Source organism: Aliirhizobium wenxiniae, assembly GCF_014201355.1.
Classification (GTDB): domain Bacteria; phylum Pseudomonadota; class Alphaproteobacteria; order Rhizobiales; family Rhizobiaceae; genus Neorhizobium; species Neorhizobium wenxiniae.
This window is the reverse complement of the sequence record NZ_JACHEG010000004.1, coordinates 186,853-212,421: the sequence shown is the minus strand read 5'-3', so window position 1 is coordinate 212,421 and position 25,569 is coordinate 186,853. Positions and strand designations below refer to the sequence as shown.

The window sequence follows — 25,569 nt, the reverse complement described above, 5'->3', positions numbered from 1 at the left end:
ACGCATTCAGGGATTTATCGATCGCCTCGAAGATCTTCCATTTTCTGGATCCCGCGCCACGTTGCTCCGGGAGCAAGAGAGATTGGAGCGTCAACGACCGCCGCTTCAATGCAGACAAAATGCTGCCAGGCATCATCGGGCAGATCGGCGATGGTGGCGCAACGTTCCGGGCCTGGATTCCATACGACGGTATCGGGCATGCCTTGCGTAGAGATCCGCAGCTGACGAGCGCCATCTTCGAGGGTTAGCGCCTCCGTTGTGTTGTAATAGACGCGATCGAGCGGGCGGTCGATCAGCAGTCGCGCGCTCGTCTCAGTGTCGATGACATTTTCCTTTAGCTTGTCCAGATAGCGGATATTCTGCAAGCCCGTGATGGCTACGTTCGCGATCTCTGCCACCCGGAAGTAGGTGTGGAGCGCTGCGGTAAAGGAGAACACCTCGGCCCCTGTATTCGATACCGAGAAAGCGATCTCCAGGCTGTGATCCGCTACTGTCACTTGAAGTTCAGCTTGGAAAGCGTGCGGCCACAGCGCGCGAGTCTCGTCTGTGTCGCGAAGCTGTAACCGCGCAATCTCGGCGCCATCTGCACCGCCGGGAACCGGCGTCCAGATCTGGTTGCGGAAAAAACCATGCAGTGGCAGATCGCCTAGGGTGGAGAATTGCGGAAAGCAGATTGGCGCGCCGCCACGCACGGCGCTACCCGGCAAAAAATCGGCCAGCTCAGACAGATAGATGTTTTCCGTACCTTTCGCAGACCGCCAGGAAGCCAGTTGAGCGCCATGGTGAAGAACGGCAGCCGTCGCACCTCCCGCTGTCGCCGGATACAATTTCAAGGGAGCTGGTTGAAATGAATTCATGATGTCTTTCTCTTCCCATGGAGCCGCGCCAGGCGACGTTGGCATTTTTGTACAGCAGACACATGGAGTTGAGTATGCGGCAAAGCTACCACTTACGGTCAGCGGATCTTGGCTGCACGATCCTGCGTCAAGCCCACCCGCGCCATGAGTGGAAAACCCGTTCGAAGACTATCTGTCGGAAAACATGCTTTCTCCCAAAGGCTTCTCGATGAAGACGGCTCGGTTCGGACCAAAATCCTGAATATCTCCTCATGGCCTGCACATAATCTGCAAATGCCATGGGCATTCTGCCGACATGAAAAAGCACCTCATTCCCGATCGCTCCGCCCTTCCCCGCTTGCCCTATCGCCTCCTCGCCGAGGGCTGGTGGCTTGGAGAAGGCGGCGACTGGTGCAGATAACATCACCACAACAGTCCATGAGTCTGCTTCAAGCTGCGCGATGCTTGCCTCACACGGCGCAACAATCACGCTGCAAAACTCATCCTATCGAGGCACCGAATTCCTGGTCACCATCCCGCAATCGAGAGGCTAGGCGGTTGGTCCAGGCACTTCTGGCACTTCTCCACCAAGAATGCGGTCCGCAAACGAAATTTTGGAAATGCCGTGGCGAGTGACAAGCTCCTGGTCATCATGCGAACGGAATTCGGCCTGTTCTGTCGGTGACGAGTAATATTTGCCTATAAGCATCGGCAGGCGCACCATCCTTAGACCCTTTTGATGCAGCACGCCCCAAAACAACGTATCGCCAATCGATTTGATGATCGATCCATCGTTGAAATAACTCGGGTAATATTTGCCCACTGCTGCAGCATGCCAGAGGGTCGCCGGACCAAAAGTGCCGCGCTCACCGGAACCCGAACCCAATCTGAGCCGTGGGTTTGGTTTGGGCGGCCACTCGGAAACGAATTCCGAAGCCATAAGCAAAGGCGCCTTGAACGGCTGGTCAAGATGCGATTGATCGAAACAGATCAGCCACTCGCCGCCCACAAGCGCCGCCGACGAGGCACAGGCCGCTCCAACCAACATTTCCACCGCATTGGTGGCCAGACGATCGTCAAGGTTGAGGTTCATGACATAGAACGACTTGTTGAGCGCCACGGCTGCAGCCCATGCTTCGTAGATCGAAAGTGGGCCTGAGAACACGTAGCAATCCGCATCCAGCCAATCCGGCGGCGTATCACCATTGTCGAAAATGTAGAGCATGCGCACGCCGATACTCTGGCGGCGCAGATTGAGATAATGGGATTTTAGAAGATCGAGCTTGTTTTGCTGCCGATGCCAGACCGCGCAATACACGGTAACCAGAGCGCCCTCGAAATCGCTCTGCGTCCTCACTCGGGTATAATGCATATCTGGGAATTCCTTCGCCGTAAGGTTCGCGCATGGAACAAACGTCATTGATTGTTAACGAGGGATGGCATGCGTCGGGCGTTCACGTCAATTGCCATAACCACGATTTCTGAGGGCCTGAACCGTGAGTCTTCAAGCCTGTTACTTGGGTGAATCTCTGCGCTGCGAAACCCTTCGTCACGCATAACAAGGGTATAGAATGCAGCAGGCAGTCGGCTCCACTTCTTATTGTCGATGGGCTTCGTCTCCGGCCCATGCCCGTAGATGGTGTGATCAATGCGCATCCTGGTGACCGGTGCAGGCGGGATACTGGGGCGGCATGTGATCTCACATCTGGCTCGCCTGTCCCCTGATGCGGAGATAATCATCAACAAGGCCGACCTGACCAGCCTGGATGCCGTGCGGGCGCAGTATGCGGCAGCCGCAGTCGATAAGATCATTCACCTTGCTGCTCTGGTTCCTGTTGCCTCGGTCAAGGCAGATCCTGCTCGTGCCTATGCGGTGAATGTCGGTGGCACGATCAATCTTCTTTCCGCGCTGGAAGGGCAGCAGGCTTCGTTTGTATTTTGCTCTTCAAGCCACATTTACGCGCCATCAGCAGAGCCAATTTGCGAAGAAGCGGAGAAGACGCCGGCATCGCTTTACGGTCGCACCAAGTGGCAGGCCGAAAGCGTTGCTGCAGACATATGCGACGCCACAGGTCGGGCCTTTCTCGCTACGCGGCTTTTCTCCATTCACGACCCTGCCCAGACGGGCTCGTTCCTGCGCCCCTCTGTAGAACGGCGTCTTGCCAATGAAGATCTGACCCAGCCTTTCGAGGTGCCTGGCGGAGACAGTATCCGTGATTTTCTGCCTGCTGAGAAGGCAGCTGAATACGTGGTGCGCCTTGCCCTTTCTTCAGCAACCGGTCCTGTCAATGTCGCCTCTGGCAATGGCACGACTATACGCGATTTTGTTCAGGGATTGAGCCCGCATCCTCTCGAAATCCGAGCTACCGGCAGCGCCGATACTCTCGTTGCCAATATTTCGCGGCTTAGACAGATCCTAGGAGACCTTAATGTCTGAGACTGTTTCCATTGTCATTCCAACCTTCAATCGCGCAGACATGCTACCTGTGGCGATAGAGAGTTCGCTGAACCAGACGCGCCCCGTCGAGGTTATCGTTGTCGACCACGGATCGACAGATAACACAGTGGAGGTAGCGTCATCCTACGGTGATCGTATCCTCTACATTCGCCGCGAACGCGACTTCGGCCCGCATTTTTGCTGGCTTGAGGGCGTGCTGCATGCCAAGGGTGACTTCGTGCACCTTCAGTATGACGACGACTGGATCGCTCCGAATTTCATTGAGGCTTGCCTTTCCGTTATCGACGAAGACACCGGCTTTGCATTCAGCGGCGCCGATGTGGTCGATGGGCCAGGTCTTCCGACCAAGCTTCGCCAGTTCGTAGAATGGCTACCCGAAACCGGTATATTCCCCGTCGAGGCCGTCGAGAAACAGATCCTCGGCTCGCTGATTTCGCCCGGTGCAGCCGTATATCGCCGCCAGATCCTGATCGACGCACTCTATCAGGGTCGGCTGCCGCTGCAGAGAAACGAATATCGCGGCGTCGGTCCCGACGCCTTTGTCTCGCTACTCTCGATGCTACGCTATCCCAAGATCGGGTTTGTCAGAGAGCCGCTCGCATTCTTCCGCGCTCATGAGGGATCCATCACGATCGATGCGTTTGCGTCCGGCGAGAAGACCCTGAAGCTTCGCGCCGCCTATGCCGAAGTCACCCGCTATTATCTGGAAATGAAAGTGATGCGCTCTGTGCGCATCAGGGAGGCGTCTTGATGTCCGTACTTCGTCCTATCCGCCTCGCCGAGGAAACCATTGCCCAGAACGAGCTTGAGGCGCTCTCCGAATGGATGCTCGCGGGCAACCGACTGACCAAGGCCGAACAGACACTCGCCTTTGAAGAAGAGTTCGCGACCTGGATGGGCAGCAGGCATGCGGTCTATGTGAATTCCGGCTCCTCCGCCAACCTCCTGATGATCGCCGCGTTGAAGGAGGCTGGCCGTCTGCGCAACAACAAGGCGATCGCCGCCGGCGTCAGCTGGGTCACGACCGTCTCGCCCCTGCTGCAATTGGGCTTCGACGTCCGCCTGTGCGATTGCGATCCGAATTCGCTCGGTATCGACCTCAACCACCTGGAGGATCTGTGCCGCACTGATCCGCCGTCGCTGCTGATCCTTGTTCATGTGCTCGGCCACTCCGGCGACATGGATGCGATCCGCGACATCTGCCAGCGCTATGATATCGAGCTTTTGGAAGATTCGTGCGAAGCGCTAGGCTCGACCTACAAGGGCCGGAAACTCGGCTCGATCGGGACTGCAGGCAGCTTCTCGTTCTATTATGGCCACCATATTTCGACCATTGAGGGCGGCATGGTCGTCACCGACGACAGCGATCTGCACCAGCTGATGCTATCGCTGCGATCGCATGGATGGAGCCGCGACCTGCGTCCGGACCTGCGCAAATCTCTGGCTGACGAGAACGGTATCGACGAGTTCAAGAACCTCTACACCTTCTATCACGCCGGATATAACCTGCGCTCGACCGACCTGCAGGCGTTCCTCGGCCGTTCGCAGCTGAAAAAACTTGACCATATCGTTGAGCGCCGGCGCATCAATTTCGAGCTCTATCGCAAAGCATTGCCGGACTTCTTCTGCCAGTCGGGCGACACGGAAGTTCTTTCCTCCTTCGCCTACGGGACGTTCATTGAAAACCGGCTTGAAACCTACAAGCACATCAACGCGCTCGATATCGAATGCCGTCCATTGATCTGCGGCAACATCGCGCGCCATCCCTTCTGGCTTAGGGACCATTCGCAGCTCGCGCTGCAGAACGCAGACAAGGTGCACGATTACGGCATCTACCTGCCGAACCATCATAACCTGAACGAGGCGGATATTGCGCGTGTGGCTGAAGCCTTCTCCGCCGTCGCTCGTCCCTGCTAAGGAATGACTACCATGACCAACAAGGTTGCGAAACGCGCACTGATTACCGGCGTCACCGGGCAGGACGGCTCCTATCTGGCTGAACTCCTGCTCGAGAAAGGTTATCACGTTCACGCCATCAAGCGCCGCTCATCGAGCTTCAATTCCGGGCGCATCGACCATCTTTATGAAGATCCGCACGAAACCGACCGCCGTTTTACTTTGCATTACGGCGACATGACCGACTCAACCAACCTGATCCGCATCATTCAGGAAGTGCAGCCGGACGAGATTTATAACCTTGCCGCACAGAGCCACGTGCATGTGAGCTTCGAAACGCCGGAATACACCGCAAACGCGGATGGCATGGGCACATTGCGTATCCTCGAAGCAATTCGCATTCTGGGCATGGAAAAGAAGACCCGCTTCTATCAGGCCTCGACATCTGAGCTTTACGGCAAGGTGGTCGAGACACCCCAGAAGGAAACCACCCCATTCTATCCACGTTCGCCTTACGGCGTTGCCAAGCTTTATGCTTTCTGGATCACGGTCAATTACCGTGAATCCTATGGCATGCATGCGTCCAATGGCATCCTTTTCAATCATGAAAGCCCGCGCCGCGGCGAAACTTTCGTGACCCGCAAGATCACCCGCGCCGTGGCCGCGATCGCTGCCGGCGATCAGGACCGCTTGTATCTCGGCAATCTCGACGCCAAGCGTGACTGGGGCCATGCTCGCGACTATGTCGAAGGCATGTGGCGGATTCTCCAGCAGGATGAGCCAGACGACTATGTTCTTGCCACCGGCCGCACTGTCAGCGTGCGCGATTTTGTCAGTACGGCCTTCAAGGTCGCCGGCATAGAGATCGAATGGAAGGGTGAAGGCGTCGAGGAGCGCGGCTTCGAGCGCGGCACCAATCGCTGCCTTATTGAGGTCGATCCGCGTTACTTCCGTCCGACGGAAGTCGATCTCTTGCTGGGGGACCCTGCCAAGGCTAAGGAAAAGCTCGGCTGGACAGCAACCACCACGCTGGAGGAAATGATTACCGAGATGGTCCAGTCCGATATTCGCGAACATGCGAACTCGGTGCATCAAAGGGACAAGGACTGACAGATGAAGCCGCCGTTCGAGCTTGAGGGAAAACGGGTCTGGGTAGCTGGCCATCGGGGTATGGTCGGCTCGGCGCTCGTGCGGCTTCTCGCAAGGGAAAACTGCGAGGTACTGACCGTGCCGCGCAGTGAAGTGGACCTGCGGGATCAGGCTGCGACACGCAGCTGGCTCGAATACACGAAGCCGGATGCCGTCATCATGGCGGCAGCCCGTGTCGGCGGCATTGCGGCCAACAGCGCGTCACCAGTCTCCTTTCTCTACGACAATCTGATGATCGAGGCGAATGTCATCGAGGGTTCGGCGCGCGCCGGCGTGGAGAAGCTTCTCCTTCTCGGCTCGACCTGCATCTATCCCCGTGACGCGGAACAGCCGATCCGCGAGGAATCGCTGCTGACGGGTCCATTGGAAAAGACCAACGAATGGTACGCCATTGCCAAGATTGCCGGCATCAAGCTTTGCCAGGCTTATCGGCAGGAGCAGGGACTGGATTTCATTTCGGCTCAGCCCACCAACCTTTACGGTCCCGGCGACAATTACGACCTGGAAACAAGTCATGTTCTGCCGGCGCTGATCCGCAAGGCACATGAGGCCAAGCTGAAAAATGCAGACAGTCTGACAATCTGGGGCAGCGGTAACCCGCTTCGGGAGTTTCTTCATGTCGACGATCTGGCAGAGGCCGTAGTCTTCCTGTTGCGCAATTATTCCGATGCTTTGCCGGTCAATATCGGCTCGGGCGAAGAGCTTTCGATCGCCGATGTCGCCCATCTTGTCTGCGAAACCGTAGGCTTCGAGGGACCGCTCTCCTTTGATCGTTCGCGACCGGACGGTACGCCGCGCAAGCTTGCCGATCTCACTCGCCTGCATGGGCTCGGCTGGGACAATGCCCGGCCGCTGAAAGTGGGGTTGAAGCAGACCTATGAGAGTTTTCTGGCCAGCCAGTAAGCAAGCTGGAGAGCCGTTAATCCACAGCAGACGACGCTCAGGCCTTTCGGCGCATCATCAGCATCAGGAACGGAGCGCCGATGAGTGCTGAAACGAGGCCGGCCGGGATCTGGTAGGGCGACACGATCGTCCGGCCGACAAAATCGGCTGCCACCATCAATCCTCCACCAATCAGGGATGCGCCGATCATCTGCGGCATGGCACGCGTCAAGCCTGCCTCCCGCGCCAGATGTGGCCCCATCAACCCGACAAAGGAGAGCGGACCGACTGTCAGCGTTGCAGTAGCTGTCAGCAATCCGGCAAGCCCGAACAACGCCAGCCTTGCGCGCGCCAGAGGGACACCAACCGCGACAGATGGAGCAGGGCCGAGCGGCAGGATATCGAGCCAGTGTCGGGCAGCGAATGCAATTGCTATGAGGATAACTGCAATCACCGTCTCTGCTGCGGCACTCATGCCATCGACCAGATAGGTGGAGCCGCTCATCCAGCGCATCAAAAGTACAGCGCGCGGATCACCCGTCGAACTCAGCACGCCGACCACGGCGTCGACCATGGCGCTGAGCGCGATACCAGCCAGCAATACCCGCTCGGGCGCGAATGATGATCGGCGGGAACCGAGCAATATCATCGAAAGCACGATGATCGCCCCGATCACCGCAAACAGGAACTGGCCGGAAAAGCCCGGCGCGATCGCAAAAAGTGCGATCGCGACACCGAATGTCGACCCGGCGCTGATCCCGAGAACTTCAGGGCTCGCCATCTCGTTTCCGGTCAGCCGTTGGAGGATCGAGCCCGCGACGGCAAGCATTGCGCCGGATGCCAGGACGGCGAATATCTTCGGCATGCGGATAGACAAGACATCCCGGGAATATTCACCGAAAACGAGCGTCCAGCTTCCATCGATCCCGCGCCCGACAAACATGCTGAGGAGCAGCATCAGGACGAGGGCAAAGAGTGCTATGACGATCGGGATCTTCGTATCCCATCGGCGCGACTGCCTTCGTACTGAAGCCTGTTGAATTCGATGGCGGATCTTCAGCCGTGGCAGAAGCGCCAGAAGCAATGGTGAACCGAAAATCGCCGTGACCGCTCCGGTCGGCAGGAAATCGCCAAGGCCACCTGCGACAAGCTGCAAGACGGAATCGGCAAAGAAGAGCAGCCCGGCGCCAATCAGCGGAGACCATAAGATCAATTGCACCGGCCGCCTTGCACCCGCCAGCCGGGCAATCGTCGGCGCCACCAGTCCGATAAAGCCGATCACACCCACAGCGCTGGTGACGAAGGCCGCAAGCGCAACGGCGCAGACGATAACGATCGTACGAAGACGGACCAGCTTGACCCCTAGCGCCGAGGAACTGCCCTCCCCCAGATCAAGTAGGGAGAGCGGCCGGATGAGCATGGCGCAGACGATGGAAACAGCGGCAAGTTTCCACATCAGCGACAATGGAATGACCCAGCTTTGTTGTGAGAGCGAACCTGCGCCCCATATGAACAGGCTCGCCAGATATTTCTGATTCAGATAAGTCAGGATGGCCGCAAGGCCGCCGCACCAGAGGCTCAACACGAGGCCGGAGAGTACGAGCGAATAAGGTGAGAACCCCCGGCGTGCGCCGAGACTGACGACGATTGCAGCTGCAACGCCACTGCCTGCCAGGGCGACGAGATCACGGCCGGCTCCTAACAGACCGGGCAGGAAAAGCGATGTGATGACCAAGGCAAGGTTTGCTCCTGCCGAAACGCCGAGCGTCGTCGGATCGGCCAGCGGGTTGCGCAGGACCTGCTGGAACAGCGCGCCCGACAAGGCAAGGGCACCACCGGCAAGCAACGCCGTCGCGAGCCGGGGGAGCGTCGAATAATAGAGCACCATCCGCTCGATATCGTATGCAGAACCGCCGGGTACGGACAAGGCAGGTGCGGCAAGAAACCAGGATGTCACTCCGCCGGCGCATAACAGCAATAGCGTCACGAGAGCCGGCCCGAGAATGTCGCGACGGGATGCGGTCATGCGTCTTTTTCCAAAAGCTCGGTCAACAGGCCGGCGAAGCGAACGGCCTCATTCACCATGCCGAACATCAGGGCCGGCGGAAGAACGGAAAAATGTCCCGGCTGTGAAAACGGAAGGCGTTGCCAGAGCGGACTGTCGGCGAGCCTCGGCAATACATCCGGCGGGATGGGATCGAAGGCGATCAGGCGCGCATCCGGATGCTTGATCGTCGACAACTCCTCGATGCCGATCGTCTCAAACCCCCAGTAATTCGACTGCTTTTCCCACGCGTTGCGAACCCCGATGCGCTCCAGCGCATTGTGGAAAAGACCGGACGCCGAATAGATGCGGGCGTGGCGGGCGTCCATGAAATTGACCAGCGCCACCGGCGGCAGTTTCCTGCCGGCCAGTCTATTCTTGCAGGATTCGAAAAAAGTGTCGGAACGCGCAAGGAACTCTTCAGCCTCGTTCTGCCGTCCGATTTCCGCGGCAAGCCTGCGTGTCGCGGCAATGGCCGCCGGCAGGATAGGACCGGCGTCGGGGGTGAAAATCTCAAGCCGGACAACTTTCGCCACCGGTTGAAGCTTGGGCAGAAGTTCATCGAGATAAGGTGTGGTCAGGATAACGTCGGGCTTCACCTGTACGAGGATCTCGAAATTGATCTCGTAGGCGCTGCCGATGTCGATGACGGAGGATGGCAAAACCGGCTCGACAACCCATCGGCCCCAATCGGCGAGATCCGAAATTCCGACAGGCGGCAGACCGAGAGACAGAAGCGTGGATGACAGCCCATAATCAAGGCTGACCACCCGCAATCCGGCCATTTCGGCAAACACCGGCTTCGGCATCATTGCTGCCGCCGCCGCGCATTGCAGAAAAGATCGCCGCAAGACCGTCATCGTGTCAGGGCCTCAGCGGGCATAGGCAAGCGGATGCGACAGGTTGGATGCAGCAATCACATCCATGTCGATCCCGTAGATGGTCTGCAACACGTCGGGTACGAGTATGTCGTCAGGTGTTCCACTGGCAACCACGCGGCCGCCTTTCAGCGCATGGATCCGATCACAGAACCGTGCGGCCATGTTGATGTCGTGAAGCACGATGACGACACTTCGGCCACCCTCATGCGCAAGCCGTCGCACGAGCGAAAGGACCTCGATCTGATGGGCAATGTCGAGTGCCGCGGTCGGTTCATCGAGCAGCAGGCAGTGCGCGTCCTGTGCGATCAACATGGCAATCCATGCCCGCTGGCGCTCCCCGCCGGACAGCGTACCCACCATGCGGTCGGCAAATCTCTCGATATGCGTCGCCTCGATCGCCGCCTCGACCTTCTGCCGGTCGAGATCGGAAAACCGGCCGAGCGCCCCATGCCAAGGATAACGCCCGCAAGCGACAAGCTCGCGGATCGTCATGTCGGATCCAGTGCTCAGATCCTGCGGCAGATAGGCGACGGACCGTGCGAAATCGCGGCCGTCATACTGCTTGAGATCGCGGCCAGCATAAGCGGCGGATCCCGTGGTCGGCGTCAGCTGTCGCGCAAGTATTTTCAAAAGGCTTGATTTGCCCGAGCCATTATGGCCGACCAAAGCCACCACTTCTCCTGCCGGAAAATCGAGGCCGACATCCGACAGGATCGCATTTCCGTCGATCGAAAGACCGAGGTTCTGCACCGTAAAGGCTTTCGTCATATCGAGCGTTCCTGCGCGAACTGAGCCGAGGTCATGCCCCCATCCCCATGTCGAGTATAACATTGGAAGGAGGCCGCCAGTTTTACCACTTGTACTTGAGCGAACCCAAGACGGTGCGGCCTCGGCCGGTATAGCAATAACCGTCGGTGCAAACCTGTTCGCGTCGATCCGCAAGATTGGTGGCACTTACAGCAAGCGATAGTCCCTTGAGGTCGGGAGCAGTGGCGCCGAAGTCATAGGACAATGCGGCGTCGAGATAGGCTACGCCTGCATTCTTGCCGGTATTCGCGTCGCTGGTGAAGGATTCGCTCATCGCACGTACGCCACCACCGATGCTAAGACCGCTCAATGCAGTGTCTTCCGGCACGGCATAGTTCACCCATAGAGATGCGACGTGACGCGGCACCGTCGAAGGAGTGTTGCCGATCAGGGATGGGTCGAAGTTTTCCGTGATTTCGGCGTGAGCATAGGTATAGGCAGCGATCAGGCTGATGCCGTTATCGAACTCGGTACGTCCTTCGATTTCAAAGCCGGTATAAGTGTTTTCGCCGGAATTGTGTGAGAACAGGTAACTCGGGACATCGTACTGAGGCTTGCCTGTTTCCACCAGCCTGTAGACGGCGCCACTCAAAGAGTAATTCTCGCCCTGCGGCTGGTATTTCAAGCCAACTTCGATCTGGCGGCCCTTGGTTGGTTCGAGAACCGAACCATCGGCTGCAAGCGCTGTGGATGGGATGAATGATGTTCCATAGCTGATATAGGGCGCAAGACCGTTGTCAAACAGGTAAAGCAGTCCCACCTGGCCGGAGAGGACACCGTCATCCTTCTCGCTGGTTGAGCCGCCCTCCACGGCGGTCTTCTGGTGCGCCCAGTCGTAGCGAAGACCCGCCACGGCGCGCCATTTGCCGAATTCAATCTGGTCCTGGGCATAGATGCCTGTCTGGCTGAGGCTGCTGTCGGTGAAGTCGGTGAGCGCGGGAATTGCCACCGTGGAGCCGGGAGTACCTGGCGCAACCTCATCACCGCCCATAGCGAACTCCGACAAGACCCGGGTGTAGTCAAGCCCCATGAGCAGCGTATGCGAAAGGCTGCCGGTATCAAACTGGCTTTCGAGCTGGTTGTCGATCTGATAGGCGCGCATGTCCTCCGTCACTGCAGTCGTTGGCCAATTGCCAGCGGCATTAAGGAGTACGCGGTTTAGGTAATGCGCCTTGAGATCGACATCGCCGACACGGGCGTTCTGGCGGAAGGTCAAGCCGTTATCAAACTTGTGCTCAAGCTGATAGCCGAGCTGGTACTGCTCGACCTTCTGGCTGTTAAAGTCAGGGTCGGTATAGAGGAAGACGTCCTCGCCCTGAAGGTAGCTCCACGCGCTCGCGCCCGTTTCGCCTTTCTGCGCCAGACCGTAGACCGTAAGGGTCGTGTCGTCGCTCGGCTTCCAGGTGAAGGATGGCTGGAGGAGGTAGCGATCATCAGGGATGTCGTAGCTTCCCTCTCCCTCTCGGACGAGGCCGACCAAGCGGTAGAACAGCTCGTCACTCTCGCCAACTGGACCACCGAAATCGAAGGCAGCCTGCTTGCGGCCAACTGTGCCGTATTGCAATTCGACTTCGTGGTGAGCCTCTTCCTGCGGCATCTTGGAGATACGGTTGACGATACCCGCTGCGCTCGCCGCACCATACATCACCGAGACTGGCCCCTTGAGGATTTCGATACGATCCAGCGTATAGACTTCAGTAGCAAACGACCCGTAGTTCATGATCGGCTGGCGTAGACTGTCGCGAAAGTCGCCGGTGGTCGTGGTTTCGATACCGCGGATGTAGATCTGGTCAAAACGGGGATCGTAACCGAAAGCACCGGTGGTGACGCCCGAGCTGTAGCGGGCTGCCTGGATCATGTCGGTGACGGCACGCTGCTCCATTTCCTCGTGTGTCACCACCGAAATGGCGCGAGGCGTTTCTACCAAAGGGGTGTCCGTCTTCGTGGCCGACACGGTGCGCCTGGGCACCACCGTATTATTGTCTTGGCCGATCGTTGTTGCTCCGCTTTGGAGAACGATCGGAGCAAGCTGCGTTGCCTCACCAGCTGCGTCCTGCGCAATAGCCGTGGCCGGCACGAAAGCTGCGGTCATGGCACCAACCAGTATGGTGGAACCAAGAAGACGATGGCGCGCGTGGAACTGGTGAAGAGAGAACGTCATTGCCCGATCCTTTTGACAAGGGACAAACTGAATTGAATGATCCGAAAAGATCGTGGATGTGAGACGCGCGAGAGCGAGTTTCTCTCGACGAAGTCAGCTCACGGGGCAGCTATAAAAGTTCAATTTCGAGCGATCAATAAAATATGATCTAGAAAGTCATCTTTTTCTCAAGCGGCGTAAATTTGTCACGCCCCGGCCGAGGCACACATGCCTGAGGCCTTTGATATTTAAGATCACTTTCTGACTGCGAATGCGATGTTGACGGCCCGGTTTACAGCAGGTCCAAGCACCGACATGTGCGTCTCACCAGGAAAAATTTCAAATTCGGTGCGAATGCCATCTGCGGTGCCGTTCAGACGAACAGCCATCTCTCTGGCAAGCGATATAGTCCTCTCCGTTTTCCGCTTTTCGAGGCGTGTCTCGGCATCCTCGTTCCGGTACTGGAACGGCGCTAGTTCATCGCCTTCGTACTCGCCGGCAGATAGATGCAAGAACGGTGCATTCCCGGGTGCATCCGGTCGCCGCGCCTCATTATTGAGGATTTCGCTTCCTTCCCAATAAATGGTCGGGCTGGCGGCAATCCAGTTTTTGAACAGGCCCGGTCGCTCGAACAGCGAAAAAAGCGTGAAGAGGCCGCCAAACGAATGGCCGAAAAGCGATCGCCGCGCAGGATCGAGCCGCACCATAGCTGCGATTTTCGGAAGCAGTTCGTGTTCGATGAAATCCAGCAATTCTCCCGTGCCGCCGATCAGAACCGGCGGGCCACCTTCGAAATAAGGCGGATAGGATTTGACTGGCGGAGGTCCAAGATCCCAGGCTCGGCGCATCGCGTTATAGGGATCATCCGATGGATAACCGATCGCCGCAACGACACCCCAGCCGACATTCGTTCCCGTGGGATAGGGCGCCTGAGTGACAAGGCTGGCCACGGCGAAGGGAAAGGTGGCATTGCCGTCGGTCGTCACCAGAAGCGGCCATCCTTCCGCAGGCGGCTCGCCCGCCGGAATTGAAAGGAAGATCCGATAGGGTTCGCCACCCTTTGCGGGCATCAGGTCAAAAAAGCGCGTCCCGGGCATCGTATAGACTTGCGTCCCCTCGGTCATGCTCTCTCCCATCACTCAACTGCATCACTCAACAGCATCACTCGAGTGCATCACTCGAGTGCATCACTCGAGTGCATCACTCGAGTGATCGCTAAGGGATCGATCGAAAGGCTGCAAGCTACCCGGTCTAAATCTTGATAATGAATCACAGGTATTGAGCAGCCCTTTCAATCGCCAGGGCGGATGGCCAGGATGACTACGGCTGCCCTCGGCACCCGATCAATGCCCGCGATCTCCCCCATGGTGCGACATACAGCCTCGCAATGGCATTTGCCAAAGCCGGACAATGGCACTTCGGCTACGCTGAAAATCATCGGAACACTGTTCTATAATATAGAACAAATGAGTATTCTCTAACATTCAGCCAGTTCGCATGTTCCGATATCGCTTTTGACAAAAGGAGGTTCGTTAATGTCCAGATTGATGAAATTTTTGGGGATTATTCCACCCGTCCCTACCATTTTCAAAGATGATGGCAGCTTCGACACGGCCGGCATGGCCCTGGTCATCGATCATCTCGTCAGCGCAGGCGTGGACGGCATGTTCTTCCTGGGCACCGGCGGCGAGTTCTCACAGATGTCCCATGAGGAGCGCCTGGAGGTTGCCGAATTTGCCGTCCGTTACACCGCCGGCCGGGTGCCGGTTCTGATCGGCACCGGCAGCACCAATACACGCGAGGCAGTAGGACTCAGCCGGCACGCTCAATCGATCGGCGCCAGCGGCGTCGTGGCCATCAATCCCTATTACTGGAAGGTGACGGAAGAAAACCTGCTCGGTTACTTCTCCGCGATCGCCAACTCGGTCGAACTGCCGGTGCTGCTCTATAATTTCCCGGCGCTTACCGGCCAGGATCTCTATCCCGAATTCGTCAAGCGATTGGTCGATGCACATCCCAATATCGTCGGCCTCAAGGATACGATCGATTCCGTGGCCCATCTGCGAGACATGGTCGATATCGTAAAGGGCGCGCATCCGGAATTCAGCGTCTTCTGCGGTTATGACGACCATCTGTTGAATACGTTGCTTCTGGGAGGTGACGGTGCCATTTCCGCAAGTGCAAACTTCGCGCCGAATGTTTCGACGGGCATTTATCGCGCGGTCAAGGACGGCGATCTGGCAAGGGCCACCGCTCTCCATCGCACCATCTTGCAGTTGCCGCGCATCTACAAGGTCGATGTGCCATTCGTCGGCGTGGTCAAGGAAGCGATGAAAGCCTGCAGGCTGCCTATCTCCTCCTATTCGCTGCCACCGGCAGCGCCGCTCAGCGAGGATAAGATTGCGGTAGTCCGTCGCGTGCTCACCGATGCGGGCATCATCTGAGCCTGCCTTGGCGAGATTGGAACCATCGAAGGGAACCGCCCCCGGCTCGTTGCTGCGAGCCGGGCCATATGTCGCGCACCTGCAAGACGGCCGGAAACGTGCTAGACATCACGGCATTCATTCTTCAGGCGAGCCGATGGCCACCGGCTTGCCTTCATCCCAGCGGGTAAGCATGCCGACCATCCAGTCCGTTGACAGAGCATTGCAGATTCTTGACCTGTTCGACGATCAGAACAGAGAGATCAAGATCACCGACATCAGCGCCCGGACAGGATTGAACAAGAGCACGCTGCATGCACTGCTCAAGACCATGCAGGCGCGGGGCTATATCGACCAGAATGAGGAAAACGGGCGTTATCGTCTCGGCATGAAACTGGTCGAGCGCGGCAATTTTGTCATCAGTTCGATAGACATTCGCAAGATCTGCAACAGCTTTCTTGTCAGCCTCTCCGAACAGACCGGCCAGACCGTGCATCTCGGCATCCTCGATGGAACGCATGGCGTCTATATCGACAAGGTGGAGGGGCAGGCAGCCGTGATCACCTATTCACGGATAGGTCGGCAGCTCCCGCTTCACTGCACGGCAATCGGCAAGGTGCTGGTCGCCTTTCAGGATAAAGAGACCCGAGAGCGCATCCTAAAAGGATACTCCTACGAGGCGGCGACACCGCGTTCCATCGGCAGCGAAGCAGCCTTTCTCGACGAGATCACCAGCGTTCGTGAGCAGGGATATGCGATCGACGACCAGGAACATGTAAAAGGCGTGCGCTGCACCGCCGTGCCGATCTTCGATCATAGGGGTAAGATCGCCGCAGCCATCAGCCTCTCCACGCTCACACCGATCGTCAACAATCGTGACTTCGAACGTTACATCGGCCTGTTGAATTCCGTCAGTGGCGAAATTTCTGCCCTGATCGGGCACCGTTCCTAACGCGAGCTGGCCTGCTTGGCTTGCCGATGTAAGGATGACTGATCCCGGCATCTGCATTTCACTGCCACCTAAAATTGAGGCCGGGCGTCGAGACATCGACCAATCATTGCTGTCGGCAAGTCATCCAACTGTCACATGGCGGGACTAGGAGGGGACGTCGTTTTTTCACATATCCGTGAGGGGAATATGCGCAAACTCTTTTCCGCCTTGGTCGCTACGACCATTCTCGCCGGCGCCGCTCAGGCTGCCGAAGTCTACCCGCTCGATCGCGCGACGATCCTGACCGGTTCGCCGTTCGATTTCAAAGTCGAGTTCGATAAGGTCGTAAAGCCGGAAGACGTCAAGATCACCGTCAACGGCCAGGATTACAAGGCAACGCTCGGCAAGGAAGTCGAGTTCGTCGCCGAAGAGAAGAACAAGGAGAAGGTCCTTGGTTCGGCCGTCATCCTGCGTGGCGTGACGCTCGCCAAGGCTGGCGACTACAAGGTCGAGGTTGCTGCCGGCAGCGAAACCAAGACCATCACCTGGAACGTCTACGGCACGCCGGAACAGGCAAAAGCCAAGAACGTTATCTTCCTGATCGCCGACGGTCTCTCGGTTGCCCACCGCACCGCTGCCCGCATCATGTCCAAGGGCATGACCGAGGGTAAGGCCAATGGCCGCCTGAACATGGACGACGTGCCGCCGGCAGCCTTCATCGGCACTTCGGCCACCGACGCCGTCGCCACCGATAGCGCCAACACGATGTCGGCCTATATGACCGGTCACAAGACCGCCGTGAATGCCATCGGCGTTTATGCCGACCGTACGCCGGCTTCCCTCGACGACCCCAAGGTCGAAACGCTGGCAGAAGCTCTGCGCCGCCAGACCAAGAAGTCGATCGGCATCATCTCGACCGCCGAACTGCAGGACGCAACGCCTGCTGCCGTCGTAGCCCATACCCGCAAGCGCGGTGACAAGGCCGAGATCAACGGCATGCTGTTCGACGTCAAGCCGGACGTTCTTCTCGGCGGCGGTTCCGCCTACTTCCTGCCGCAGGCAACTGCCGGCTCGAAGCGCAAGGACGACAAGGACTACATCGCCATGTTCAAGGACGCCGGTTACACGCTGGCAACCAGCAAGGGTGAGCTGGCAACCGCTGCCGGCAGCAACACCGGCAAGATCCTCGGCCTGTTCCACACCGGCAACATGGACACGACGCTTGACCGCGAATTCCTGAAGAAGGGCACCGTTTCCAAATTCCCGGAACAGCCCGGTCTCGTCGAAATGACCAAGGTTGCTCTCGACAACCTGTCGAAGAACCCGGAAGGCTTCTTCCTGATGGTCGAAGCCGCAAACGTCGACAAGATGTCCCACCCGCTCGACTGGGATCGTGCTGTCATCGACACGATCGAATTCGACAAGGCCATTGGCGTTGCCCGCGAATTCGCTGCCAAGAACCCGGACACGCTGATCATCGTCACCGGTGACCACACGCACGGCGTTTCCATCATCGGCACCGTCGATGACGAAAAGCCGGGCACCGAGATGCGCGAAAAGGTCGGCACCTATGCCGAAGCCGGCTTCCCGAACTACGAAGACAAGGACGGCGACGGCTATCCGGACAAGGTCGACGTGTCCCGTCGCCTGTTCCTCAACGCCAATAACGGCCCGGACCATTACGAAACCTTCCGCCCGAAGCTTGACGGCCCGTTCGCACCGGCCATCCAGAACGAGAAGAAGGAATACATCGCCAACGAACAGTATAAGGATGTTCCCGGCGCGGTCCTCGTAAGCGGCATCATCCCGAAGAGCGCAGACAGCGGTGTTCACGCCGTTGACGATGTGGTTCTGCAGGCTGAAGGCCCCGGCGCCGAAGGTTTCCGTGGCTACATGGAACAGAGCGACGTCTACAAGGCTCTCGCCGAAGCTTTTGCGCTTGGCGCAAAGCAGACCAACTAAGGCCTGAAACATGGTGGGGGCACGCCGTAGCGGCGTGTCCTCGTTCTATTTTCCGAGTTCGATTGTCCTCGGTGTTTCCCCGTCTTGCATTGTCCACCTTCCGGCGTGACGATGAGCGGATATTTCAGAAAGGAGAAGGGTCATGAACAAGCTTCATCCGGCGCGTTTCAATCGCCGCCAGGCGCTTACCATGACACTTGGCCTCGTATCCGGCCTGCCGCTGCTGGCTGCGGCCGGTCGTGCTGAGGCCAATAACGATATCACCTTTGACGAGCTTTACGGCAAGGTCAGCGTTCTTGGGCTGGAATTTTCCGACAAGGTCAAACAGCTGAACGGCAAGGAGATCGCCATGCGCGGTTTCATGGCGCCGCCGCTGAAGGCCGAGGCCCAGTTTTTTGTCCTGACCGAAATCCCTATGTCGATCTGCCCCTTCTGCTCGACGGATAGCGATTGGCCCGACAATATCGTCGTCGTCTATCTCGGTGAAAAGCAGACCTTCACCCAGCCCAGCCAGACGATCGAAGTGCGCGGCAAACTGGAAATGGGCTCCTGGACGGATCCGGAAACCGGCTTCGTCAGCCTTCTTCGTATTCGCCAGGCCGAATACGCCACGGTTTGAAAACATGCTGTCGCTGAAGATTGAAAATCTCGCCGTCTCGTTTCCCGGCCTGACGGCACCGGTTCTTGCCGTCGATCACCTCGAAATCGCAGCCGGCAGCGGTGTTGCCCTGACGGGTGGGTCCGGCTCGGGAAAAAGCACCCTCATCAACATCATTGCAGGCCTGGAACGTACGCGTGCCGGTCGTGTGTTCTGGGGTGATCAGAACTTCGCGGATCTTTCCGAAGGCAGGCGCGATCGCTGGCGTGCCGCCAATATCGGCCTGGTCATGCAGGATTTTCATCTGTTTCCCGGCCTGTCGGCGCTCGACAACATTCTGTTGCCGGCACGCCTGTCGCGGGTAGCGACGGCCGAGCTCGTCAAGCGCGCCCATGTTCTGTTCGAAACCGTCGGCCTCAAGCGCCCCGAACAGCATGTCGAGACCATGTCGCGCGGTGAGATGCAGCGTGTTGCGATTGCCCGCGCGCTTCTGCGCAAGCCGGGCGTCATCATCGCAGACGAACCGACCGCCAGCCTCGATCTCGAAAGCGGCGAGGCAGTCGGTGATCTTCTTCTGTCGGTCGCCGCGGATGCCGGCTCGACCCTGATCGTCGCCAGCCATGACCAGCGCCTGGTAGAGCGGCTTGGACGCCGACTGTCGCTGAAAGGCGGCCATATCGTCGGCGATACGCAGGCCGGGGAGATGGCGGCATGATCCGGTTCATCCTTGCAGATCTGCGTCGCCTCTGGCTCGGTGGAGCCGTCGTCGTGCTTCTGGTGGCGCTTGCTACCGCACTCGGCGTTGCCGTCACACTTCAGGAGCGTTCTCTGCGTCTCGGCAGCGCCCGCGCCGCAGACAAGTTCGATCTCGTTGTCGGCGCCGCCGGCAGCGAGACACAGCTCGTTCTCTCCTCCATTTTCCTGCAGGCCGCGCCCCTGCCTCTGGTCGACGGTTCCGTCTTGACCAGGCTTTCCGCCGATCCACGGGTAGACTGGGCCGCCCCGGTCGGTTTCGGCGACAGTTTTTCCGGCTATCCGATCATCGGCACGACCACCAAGCTCATTTCCAGCACGACGCCCGGTTTTGCCGAAGGCAAGATGTTTGCGCTGGAAGGCGAAGCGGTTCTGGGCGCTGCCGTAAACCTGCCGCTCGGGGCGGAAATCAAGCCGATGCACGGCACAGCCGAGACGGGTGGGCACACCCACGCCGGCCCGGCCTATAAGGTTACCGGAAAACTGCAGCCGACCGGCACGCCGTGGGACCGCGCCATTCTCGTGCCCATCCAGGCCGTCTGGCACGTTCATGGCCTTGGCGAAGAACATGGTCATGAGGAAGAGCATCACGACGGAGATGGTCACGACCACGCCCATGAAGGCGAGGAAAACCACGAGGACGGCGAGACGCATGTCGAGAGCGAGGCGGCGGAACACGCCACACCGGTCGCCGGGACACCCGCCGCGCAGCCTGCCAAACCCGCCTTCGCGCTGGGTGCTGCGTCCTCCGCTCATATCGAAGAGGATCATCACGGCAGCATCGATCCTGATGCGCCGGTCGTCGAAACCTTCGGTGCATCCACGCCCGGCCTGCCTGCCATTCTGGTCAAGCCGAAGACGATCGCCGATGCCTATCGGCTACGCCAGGAATACCGCACCGGCAGCACGCTCGGTGTCTTTCCCGGCGAGGTTCTGACGAGGCTTTATGCGACGCTCGGCGATGCCAAGATGATCCTGAGTGCAGTCGCTGCCGGCTCTCAAGGCCTTGTCGCAGCAGCGCTTGTTCTGGTCACCGTTATTCATGTAGGCCAGAGGCGGCGCCAGATCGGAGCACTCCGAGCCTTCGGTGCGCCTCGCCTTTCCGTGTTCACCATCGTCTGGCTGGAGCTTTTCCTGCTTGTTGCGCTCGGCATCGGCATCGGCTTCCTGATTGGCCTTGCAGCCGCGCAGATCGGCGCGCAGCTTTTCGCGGCCAAAAGCGGCGTCATCCTGCCTGTCGGCTTTACGCGTGAGGATATGCGTCTGGCGCTGGTATTCCTCGGCTTTGCCGGCATTCTGGCTGCCGTGCCGGCTTTGCTTGCCTATCGCCAATCCCCGGCAACCGCCCTGCGCGCCTGATCGGCGCGCAGGATCTTTCTAATTCAGAGCCGCTTGCCTGTTTCATCGAAACGATGCGTCATTTCAGGCGAGTAGGATAGCCATACGGTCTCCCCTGCCCCATAGACTGCGTCGCCCACCGCACGGGCAATAACCACGCCGATACCCTCCATTGCGACATGCAGGTAGGTGTCGCTGCCCAGTCGTTCCGAGAACTGCACGGTGCCGGAAAGAAGTCCGTTCTTGCGATCGACATCCAGATGTTCAGGCCGGACGCCAAGCGTATGCGCGCCAGCCGCCGCGGCCAGCGGGCCGGTGAAGAAGTTCATCTTCGGCGAGCCGATGAAACCGGCGACGAAAAGCGTCTCGGGCCTGTTGTAGAGATCGATCGGCGCGCCAACCTGCTCGATCAGTCCCTTGTTGAGCACCACGATCTGGTCGGCCAGCGTCATGGCTTCCACCTGGTCGTGGGTCACATAGATCATCGTTGCGCCGAGCCGCTTGTGCAGTTGCGCAAGCTCCACGCGCATCTGAGTACGCAATGCGGCATCGAGGTTAGAGAGCGGCTCGTCAAACAGAAATACCTTGGGCTGGCGGACGATCGCACGGCCGATGGCGACACGCTGCCGCTGGCCGCCGGAAAGCTCCGCCGGCTTGCGCTTCAACAGCGGCGTCAGCTGCAGCACGTCGGCGGCGGCTTCCACCTTCGCCTTGATCTCCGCCTTCGGCACCTTGGCCATTTTCAGCGCGAAACCGATATTTTCCGCCACGTCCATATGCGGATAAAGCGCATAGGACTGGAAGACCATGGCGATGCCGCGTTCAGTCGGGCGCTCCTCGGTCACGTCTCGCGCGTCGATGAAGATCTTTCCGTCGGTCGCGTCCTCAAGCCCCGCCGTCAGACGCAGCAAGGTTGATTTTCCGCAGCCGGACGGGCCGACGAAGACGGTGAAGGATCCGTCCGGAATATGCAGCGAGGCATCGGGAATGACGGTAACCGCGCCGAAAACCTTCTTGATGTTTCGATATTCGACAACTGCCATCGGATCATTCCTTGGGAAGGTTCTTGTAGGTGAAGTGCGAGAAGTCGGCCGGCATCGCGAGCCCGCCGAGATCGTGGGCTGCCATGCCGACAAAGGCGCCGGTGAAATTGCCGATGCCGACGAAGGAGCCGGTGATCTTGCTCTGCTCGCCTTCACCGCTCTCGTCGGAAAGTACCGAATTGTCGAGAACCGGCCCGATCCGCGTCCAGGCTCCATCCTTCATGTAGAAGAAGCGCAGGGCCGCTCCGCGCACCTCGACCCGCAAGCGCACCGGACCGTCCGGAACGGAAATCGGATTGTCCAGCCCGAGCATGGTCATGCCGTTCGGCCACTGGCCATTACAGTAGAAGATCTGCAGCGACCGCCCGGCCTTCTCGTCATGACTGACGCAGAGGTAGTGGTAGGCGAAGCGATTGTAGTAGGCGATCAGCCCGGCCATCTGTAGATGCGAAGTCGGATCGCAATCGACTTCCGTCTCTGCATCGTAATCGAAATCCGTCTGTCGCCGTGCGACCAGCGACTGCTCGAACCAGGAGCCGATCGACTCGCGTCCGAAAAGGCGCAAATGGCCGGGGCATTCGGTCAGCGAGAACAGCCGTTCGGGATAGGGCGAGCGCAGCCACTGGAAGGCGAGCGGCAATCCCTTGTCTTGGTTGAACTCATAACGCTCCGGTTCGGCAGGGAAAGGATGTGCCGGCAGGTTAGGGGCCGTGACTTCGTCCTGCGGGACGAATTTTTCGCCATCCAGCCGCAACCAGCCGTCATCGCCCCACACGCATTTCTGAATGGATGTCTCGCGCCCCAGAACCGACCGGTAAAGGCCCGGCAGCGGACGGCTGCACAGATGCACCATATAGGTGCCGCCATCCGGGGTTTCGACGAAATCGCCATGCCCGCCACGCTGCAGCGTTGCATCCGGATGGAAACGGGAGGTGACGACATGGGTGTCGGGATGCAGTTCGTAAGGACCGGTCAGGTTACGCGAGCGTGCCATCGTCACTGCGTGGCTGTAGCCCGTACCGCCTTCGGCGACGATCAGGTAATACCAGCCGTCACGCTTGTAGAGATGCGGCCCTTCCGCAAGACCGAGCGGCGAGCCCTTGAAGATGTTGGAGATCGGCCCGACCAGCTTCTTTTCTACCGGATCATACTCCTGCAGCACTATGCCGCCGAAGCGGGACGGACGTCCACGATGATCCCAGAGCAGGTTCACATGCCATTTGCGGCCATCGTCGTCATGGAAAAACGACGGATCGAAGCCGGATGAATTCATATAGACCGGGTCCGACCACGGTCCTTCGATCGAAGGCGCGGTGACCACATAGTTATGCGCATCCTTGAACGAGCCGCTCTTGCGCTTCACGTCCGTATAGACCAGCCAGAACAGACCGTCGGAATAGGTGAGGCACGGAGCCCAGATGCCGCAGCTGTCCGGATCGCCGCGCATGTCGAGCTGCGATGCCCGGTTGAGTGGGCGGGTGACGAGACGCCAGTTCACGAGGTCGCGCGAATGATGGATCTGTACGCCCGGATACCATTCGAAGGTCGAGACGGCGATATAATAGTCGTCGCCGGCGCGGCAGATCGAAGGGTCGGCATTGAAGCCGGGCAGGATCGGATTGCGGATTACGGGTGTCATGAACTCATCCTTTCACGGAGCCGCGGGTGAGACCGGCCACGATGTATTTCTGGGTGAAGGTGAAGAAGATCAGTGCCGGCAGGATGGTCAGCGACACGAAGGCGAGGATGCGGTTCCACTCGACCATGAACTCGCCGCGATAACGCATGATGCCGAGCGGCCAGGTGTAGCCGGCACTGTCGTTGATCACGACCAGAGGCAGCAGATAGTTGTTCCAGCTCTGAACGAAGACGAAGGTTCCGACAGTGGCAAGGATCGGCGTCGATAGCGGCAGGGTGAAGCGGAAGAAGAAACCGATATACCCACAACCATCCACATAGGCGGCTTCGAACAGTTCCTTCGGCAATTGCTGAAAGAAGCTGCGCAGAAGCACGATCGCAAAAGCCATCGAAAAGGCCGTCTGCGGCAGGATCACGCCGAGCGGATTGTCCAAAAGGCCGAAATTACGGATCTGCAGGAACAACGGCACGATCGCCGTGGCAAAGGGGAACATCAGCCCCAGCAGCAGATAGGCCTGGATATATTTCGAGCCGAAAAAGTGGATCTGCGCGAAGATATAGGCCGCCATCGAGGCCAGCATCAGGGTGAGAAACACCGCCGAAAACGAGATGATCAGCGAGTTCTGGATATATCCCCAGAAGACCGGTCCGCCGAGAATATCCGTATAGGTCTCGATGCGCCAGACGGGCGGCAGGCCAAAGGGGGAGGCCCTCAGTTCGCCGACCGATTTGAAGCCGCCGAGAAAGGTTGCGATGAGCGGCACGATAACCAGCGCCGCAACGATCGACAGCACGGCGGCGCGGGCAAGCGCCAGAAAAAAGCCGGGGCGGTTCATAATGCGCCTCCTTTACCCATGGCGAGGCGGCGGTAGCTGAAAGCGGTCACCATGCAGAGAATGAACAGGACGACACCGACGGCAGCACCGTAACCGACATTCAACTGCGCCAGCCCATAGGTGTAGAGATAGCTGACGATCGAATGGGTGGAGTTGGACGGACCGCCATTGGTGAGCGGGATGATGATGTCGAAGACCTGCAGCGCGCCGACAATCGCGAAGAATGCGGAAAGCTTGATCGCATGCATGATCAGCGGCAGCTTGACGTAGAAGACCTTCTGCCAGCGCCCCGCGCCGTCGATCTCGGCCGCCTCGATCAGATCATCCGGTACCGCCTGCAAAGCGGCGATGAAGATCATCATGTGATAGCCGAAATATTTCCACACGACGACGGTGATGATGGCGAGGAATGCGAATTGCCGGTCTGCCAGGATATAGAAAGGCTCGATGCCGAGTGCGGTGGCGATCTGGCCGGACACCCCGAAGTCGCCGTCGAAGATGAAGCTCCAGATCACGCCGGATGCGATCTCGGCGAGAATATAGGGGGCGAAGAAGATCAGCCGGAATGCCGTATTGATCGATGTCTTCTTGTAGATGAGCAGGGCGAGCGTCAGGGCCAGCGGGATCTGGATGAACAACGACGCCAGGATCAGCTTTACCGAATTCCACAAGGACTGGTGAAAGACCGAATGGTTGGCAAGCCGCTGATAGTTCTGGGTGCCGACGAAGTTGTCGATCGCGCCATAACCGCTCCATTTGAAGAAGCTGAGATTGGCGGCGTTGAAAATCGGCCAGATGACGAAAAGGGTGAACAGCACCAGGGCCGGCGGCAAAAACAGCAGGAGAGCAGTGAGCTTTCCTTGTCTGTGCATGCGCGCAATGCGCGCCGCCGGGCTCAGCTGTGGGCGTGAGCCGGTCATGGTCGTCATGTCATTCCTCGATATGTCCGGTGTT

General features: G+C 58.7%; 22 protein-coding genes. 11 read left to right on the top strand and 11 right to left on the bottom strand.

Annotated elements, in window-relative coordinates; genetic code table 11:
- Positions 1-14 precede the first annotated feature (14 nt).
- Positions 15-857: a D-hexose-6-phosphate mutarotase gene (locus tag HNQ72_RS18555; RefSeq protein WP_183994075.1), complete on the bottom strand. Its 843-nt coding sequence runs from the start codon at positions 855-857 to the stop codon at positions 15-17.
- A gap of 529 nt (positions 858-1,386) precedes the next feature.
- A complete protein-coding gene (locus tag HNQ72_RS18550) occupies positions 1,387-2,208 on the bottom strand; it encodes a glycosyltransferase family 2 protein (RefSeq protein WP_183994073.1) in 822 nt (273 codons plus the stop codon).
- A gap of 276 nt (positions 2,209-2,484) precedes the next feature.
- On the opposite strand from HNQ72_RS18550, the gene HNQ72_RS18545 reads away from it, so the two are divergent.
- Genes HNQ72_RS18545 through HNQ72_RS18525 form a run of 5 tightly spaced genes read left to right on the top strand, consistent with a single transcriptional unit; the run spans position 2,485 to position 7,242 of the window.
- Positions 2,485-3,273 carry an NAD-dependent epimerase/dehydratase family protein gene (locus tag HNQ72_RS18545; protein WP_183994071.1) on the top strand — a complete coding sequence of 263 codons (789 nt, stop codon included), beginning with the start codon at positions 2,485-2,487 and terminating at the stop codon, positions 3,271-3,273.
- A complete protein-coding gene (locus HNQ72_RS18540) occupies positions 3,266-4,045 on the top strand; it encodes a glycosyltransferase family 2 protein (protein WP_183994069.1) in 780 nt (259 codons plus the stop codon). Before HNQ72_RS18545 ends, HNQ72_RS18540 begins: the two co-directional genes overlap by 8 nt.
- Positions 4,045-5,211, top strand: coding sequence for a DegT/DnrJ/EryC1/StrS family aminotransferase (locus HNQ72_RS18535; RefSeq protein WP_183994067.1), 1,167 nt, complete (start codon positions 4,045-4,047; stop codon positions 5,209-5,211). Before HNQ72_RS18540 ends, HNQ72_RS18535 begins: the two co-directional genes overlap by 1 nt.
- Before the next feature lie 3 nt (positions 5,212-5,214).
- The gene (gene gmd / locus HNQ72_RS18530; RefSeq protein WP_373289460.1) at positions 5,215-6,300 is read left to right on the top strand and encodes a GDP-mannose 4,6-dehydratase; all 1,086 of its coding nucleotides are present in this window, start codon (positions 5,215-5,217) and stop codon (positions 6,298-6,300) included.
- 3 nt (positions 6,301-6,303) lie between these two features.
- A complete protein-coding gene (locus HNQ72_RS18525) occupies positions 6,304-7,242 on the top strand; it encodes a GDP-L-fucose synthase family protein (protein WP_183994063.1) in 939 nt (312 codons plus the stop codon).
- 37 nt (positions 7,243-7,279) lie between these two features.
- On the opposite strand, the gene fhuB is transcribed toward HNQ72_RS18525, so the two are convergent.
- The 5 genes from fhuB to HNQ72_RS18500 all read right to left on the bottom strand — a co-directional run bounded on the left by fhuB (position 7,280) and on the right by HNQ72_RS18500 (position 14,217).
- Positions 7,280-9,247, bottom strand: coding sequence for a Fe(3+)-hydroxamate ABC transporter permease FhuB (gene fhuB / locus HNQ72_RS18520; RefSeq protein WP_183994061.1), 1,968 nt, complete (start codon positions 9,245-9,247; stop codon positions 7,280-7,282).
- Positions 9,244-10,125, bottom strand: a complete 882-nt coding sequence (locus HNQ72_RS18515) for an iron-siderophore ABC transporter substrate-binding protein (protein ID WP_183994059.1) — start codon at positions 10,123-10,125, stop codon at positions 9,244-9,246. The genes fhuB and HNQ72_RS18515 overlap by 4 nt, the downstream gene beginning before the upstream one ends.
- Before the next feature lie 12 nt (positions 10,126-10,137).
- Entirely contained in the window at positions 10,138-10,914 is a 777-nt protein-coding gene (locus HNQ72_RS18510; protein ID WP_183994057.1) for an ABC transporter ATP-binding protein, read from the bottom strand.
- Between the two features lie 82 nt (positions 10,915-10,996).
- The gene (locus tag HNQ72_RS18505; protein WP_183994055.1) at positions 10,997-13,114 is read right to left on the bottom strand and encodes a TonB-dependent siderophore receptor; all 2,118 of its coding nucleotides are present in this window, start codon (positions 13,112-13,114) and stop codon (positions 10,997-10,999) included.
- 233 nt (positions 13,115-13,347) lie between these two features.
- Entirely contained in the window at positions 13,348-14,217 is an 870-nt protein-coding gene (locus HNQ72_RS18500; protein ID WP_183994053.1) for an alpha/beta hydrolase, read from the bottom strand.
- Positions 14,218-14,628: 411 nt separating this feature from the next.
- Here HNQ72_RS18500 and HNQ72_RS18495 point away from each other — a divergent pair, with 411 nt between their 5' ends.
- The 6 genes from HNQ72_RS18495 (at position 14,629) to HNQ72_RS18470 (ending at position 21,119) form a co-directional block, all read left to right on the top strand.
- On the top strand, positions 14,629-15,537 hold the full coding sequence (locus HNQ72_RS18495) for a dihydrodipicolinate synthase family protein (protein WP_183994051.1): 909 nt from the start codon (positions 14,629-14,631) through the stop codon (positions 15,535-15,537).
- A gap of 136 nt (positions 15,538-15,673) precedes the next feature.
- Positions 15,674-16,468: an IclR family transcriptional regulator gene (locus tag HNQ72_RS18490; RefSeq protein ID WP_210319646.1), complete on the top strand. Its 795-nt coding sequence runs from the start codon at positions 15,674-15,676 to the stop codon at positions 16,466-16,468.
- A gap of 186 nt (positions 16,469-16,654) precedes the next feature.
- Positions 16,655-18,409, top strand: coding sequence for an alkaline phosphatase (locus HNQ72_RS18485; protein WP_183994049.1), 1,755 nt, complete (start codon positions 16,655-16,657; stop codon positions 18,407-18,409).
- A gap of 142 nt (positions 18,410-18,551) precedes the next feature.
- Positions 18,552-19,028, top strand: coding sequence for a hypothetical protein (locus HNQ72_RS18480; RefSeq protein ID WP_373289459.1), 477 nt, complete (start codon positions 18,552-18,554; stop codon positions 19,026-19,028).
- Positions 19,029-19,032: 4 nt separating this feature from the next.
- A complete protein-coding gene (locus HNQ72_RS18475) occupies positions 19,033-19,722 on the top strand; it encodes an ABC transporter ATP-binding protein (protein ID WP_183994047.1) in 690 nt (229 codons plus the stop codon).
- The gene (locus HNQ72_RS18470; protein WP_183994044.1) at positions 19,719-21,119 is read left to right on the top strand and encodes an ABC transporter permease; all 1,401 of its coding nucleotides are present in this window, start codon (positions 19,719-19,721) and stop codon (positions 21,117-21,119) included. Before HNQ72_RS18475 ends, HNQ72_RS18470 begins: the two co-directional genes overlap by 4 nt.
- Before the next feature lie 23 nt (positions 21,120-21,142).
- On the opposite strand, the gene HNQ72_RS18465 is transcribed toward HNQ72_RS18470, so the two are convergent.
- Genes HNQ72_RS18465 through HNQ72_RS18450 form a run of 4 tightly spaced genes read right to left on the bottom strand, consistent with a single transcriptional unit; the run spans position 21,143 to position 25,544 of the window.
- Positions 21,143-22,141, bottom strand: coding sequence for an ABC transporter ATP-binding protein (locus HNQ72_RS18465; RefSeq protein ID WP_183994043.1), 999 nt, complete (start codon positions 22,139-22,141; stop codon positions 21,143-21,145).
- Positions 22,142-22,145: 4 nt separating this feature from the next.
- The gene (locus HNQ72_RS18460; RefSeq protein WP_183994041.1) at positions 22,146-23,780 is read right to left on the bottom strand and encodes a glycoside hydrolase family 43 protein; all 1,635 of its coding nucleotides are present in this window, start codon (positions 23,778-23,780) and stop codon (positions 22,146-22,148) included.
- Between the two features lie 4 nt (positions 23,781-23,784).
- Positions 23,785-24,615, bottom strand: coding sequence for a carbohydrate ABC transporter permease (locus tag HNQ72_RS18455; protein WP_183994039.1), 831 nt, complete (start codon positions 24,613-24,615; stop codon positions 23,785-23,787).
- A complete protein-coding gene (locus HNQ72_RS18450; protein ID WP_183994037.1) occupies positions 24,612-25,544 on the bottom strand; it encodes a carbohydrate ABC transporter permease in 933 nt (310 codons plus the stop codon). The genes HNQ72_RS18455 and HNQ72_RS18450 overlap by 4 nt, the downstream gene beginning before the upstream one ends.
- Positions 25,545-25,569: the final 25 nt, after the last annotated feature.

Excerpts from the sequence above, each read along its gene's own strand:
- HNQ72_RS18555 (WP_183994075.1), bottom strand. The coding sequence starts at position 857 with ATGAATTCATTTCAACCAGCTCCCTTGAAATTGTATCCGGCGACAGCG.
- HNQ72_RS18550 (WP_183994073.1), bottom strand. The coding sequence starts at position 2,208 with ATGCATTATACCCGAGTGAGGACGCAGAGCGATTTCGAGGGCGCTCTG.
- HNQ72_RS18545 (WP_183994071.1), top strand. The coding sequence starts at position 2,485 with ATGCGCATCCTGGTGACCGGTGCAGGCGGGATACTGGGGCGGCATGTG.
- HNQ72_RS18540 (WP_183994069.1), top strand. The coding sequence starts at position 3,266 with ATGTCTGAGACTGTTTCCATTGTCATTCCAACCTTCAATCGCGCAGAC.
- HNQ72_RS18535 (WP_183994067.1), top strand. The coding sequence starts at position 4,045 with ATGTCCGTACTTCGTCCTATCCGCCTCGCCGAGGAAACCATTGCCCAG.
- gmd (WP_373289460.1), top strand. The coding sequence starts at position 5,215 with ATGACTACCATGACCAACAAGGTTGCGAAACGCGCACTGATTACCGGC.
- HNQ72_RS18525 (WP_183994063.1), top strand. The coding sequence starts at position 6,304 with ATGAAGCCGCCGTTCGAGCTTGAGGGAAAACGGGTCTGGGTAGCTGGC.
- fhuB (WP_183994061.1), bottom strand. The coding sequence starts at position 9,247 with ATGACCGCATCCCGTCGCGACATTCTCGGGCCGGCTCTCGTGACGCTA.
- HNQ72_RS18515 (WP_183994059.1), bottom strand. The coding sequence starts at position 10,125 with ATGACGGTCTTGCGGCGATCTTTTCTGCAATGCGCGGCGGCGGCAGCA.
- HNQ72_RS18510 (WP_183994057.1), bottom strand. The coding sequence starts at position 10,914 with ATGACGAAAGCCTTTACGGTGCAGAACCTCGGTCTTTCGATCGACGGA.
- HNQ72_RS18505 (WP_183994055.1), bottom strand. The coding sequence starts at position 13,114 with ATGACGTTCTCTCTTCACCAGTTCCACGCGCGCCATCGTCTTCTTGGT.
- HNQ72_RS18500 (WP_183994053.1), bottom strand. The coding sequence starts at position 14,217 with ATGACCGAGGGGACGCAAGTCTATACGATGCCCGGGACGCGCTTTTTT.
- HNQ72_RS18495 (WP_183994051.1), top strand. The coding sequence starts at position 14,629 with ATGTCCAGATTGATGAAATTTTTGGGGATTATTCCACCCGTCCCTACC.
- HNQ72_RS18490 (WP_210319646.1), top strand. The coding sequence starts at position 15,674 with ATGGCCACCGGCTTGCCTTCATCCCAGCGGGTAAGCATGCCGACCATC.
- HNQ72_RS18485 (WP_183994049.1), top strand. The coding sequence starts at position 16,655 with ATGCGCAAACTCTTTTCCGCCTTGGTCGCTACGACCATTCTCGCCGGC.
- HNQ72_RS18480 (WP_373289459.1), top strand. The coding sequence starts at position 18,552 with ATGAACAAGCTTCATCCGGCGCGTTTCAATCGCCGCCAGGCGCTTACC.
- HNQ72_RS18475 (WP_183994047.1), top strand. The coding sequence starts at position 19,033 with ATGCTGTCGCTGAAGATTGAAAATCTCGCCGTCTCGTTTCCCGGCCTG.
- HNQ72_RS18470 (WP_183994044.1), top strand. The coding sequence starts at position 19,719 with ATGATCCGGTTCATCCTTGCAGATCTGCGTCGCCTCTGGCTCGGTGGA.
- HNQ72_RS18465 (WP_183994043.1), bottom strand. The coding sequence starts at position 22,141 with ATGGCAGTTGTCGAATATCGAAACATCAAGAAGGTTTTCGGCGCGGTT.
- HNQ72_RS18460 (WP_183994041.1), bottom strand. The coding sequence starts at position 23,780 with ATGACACCCGTAATCCGCAATCCGATCCTGCCCGGCTTCAATGCCGAC.
- HNQ72_RS18455 (WP_183994039.1), bottom strand. The coding sequence starts at position 24,615 with ATGAACCGCCCCGGCTTTTTTCTGGCGCTTGCCCGCGCCGCCGTGCTG.
- HNQ72_RS18450 (WP_183994037.1), bottom strand. The coding sequence starts at position 25,544 with ATGACGACCATGACCGGCTCACGCCCACAGCTGAGCCCGGCGGCGCGC.